Below are 842 nucleotides of genomic sequence, written 5' to 3'. Positions count from 1 at the left end.
TAGTCGAACGCAAGGGCGTCTACACGGCAAAGGAGATGTGCCGTGTCCTGTGCCTGAGCGAATCCGGCTATTACCGCTGGCTGAGAAACAGGGAAAAGCGGAACAGGCGTCAGCTTCTTGCGGTCAAGATCGATGCAATTCTTGCGGAGCATCCGGATAATCGCAACTACGGCGTGGATCGCGTATGCCTCGCGCTTGAGCAGGACGGCGTCAACGTCAGCCGGAGAACGGTGTACCGCGTGATGAAAGAGAATGGCTGGCTCCATAAAAAACGCGTTCCGCACGGTATCACGAAGACCACGACAGAAGCGCAGGAGCAGGAAAACCTTTTAAAGCGGGACTTCAACGCCCGGCGCCCTTTGGAAAAATTCCTCACGGATATTACCGAGGTACAGTGCGCGGACGGCAAGCTGTATGTATCTCCGATCATGGACTGCTTCAACGGCGAGATCGTCGCGCTCGAGATGCGGGACAATATGAAGAAGGAGCTGTGCATTGACACGGTGCGGCAGCTGGGGCGGATCTATCCGAACCTAAAGGGAGCGGTGTTCCACTCAGACCGCGGGAGTCAATACACCAGCGCGGCTTTTCGCGCGGAGCTGTCTCGCCACGGCATGGTACAGAGCCTCAGCGGAACCGGACATTGCTTCGACAACGCACGGATGGAGAGCTTTTTCGCCACGCTCAAGAAAGAGAAGATCTATCAGATCGCGGCGTACAAGCTGCCGAGAGAACAAGTCAAAACGATCATTTTTCGCTATATTTTTATCTACTACAACCGCGTCAGGGTCTATACACGCAACCCGCTTGGGCTGCCGCCTGTGAAGTACCGGGAGTGGATG

At 55.6% G+C, this 842-nt stretch carries 1 protein-coding gene; it reads left to right on the top strand.

Annotation, left to right across the window (positions count from 1 at the left end; genetic code table 11):
• Nucleotides 1–842, top strand: an 842-nt coding sequence (locus ACTQ34_RS18055; RefSeq protein ID WP_441364978.1) for an IS3 family transposase, incomplete at both ends; no start/stop codon positions are given.

Source organism: Agathobaculum sp. LCP25S3_E8, assembly GCF_052117165.1.
GTDB lineage: Bacteria > Bacillota > Clostridia > Oscillospirales > Butyricicoccaceae > Agathobaculum.
This window is presented reverse-complemented; position numbering and strand designations above follow the sequence as displayed.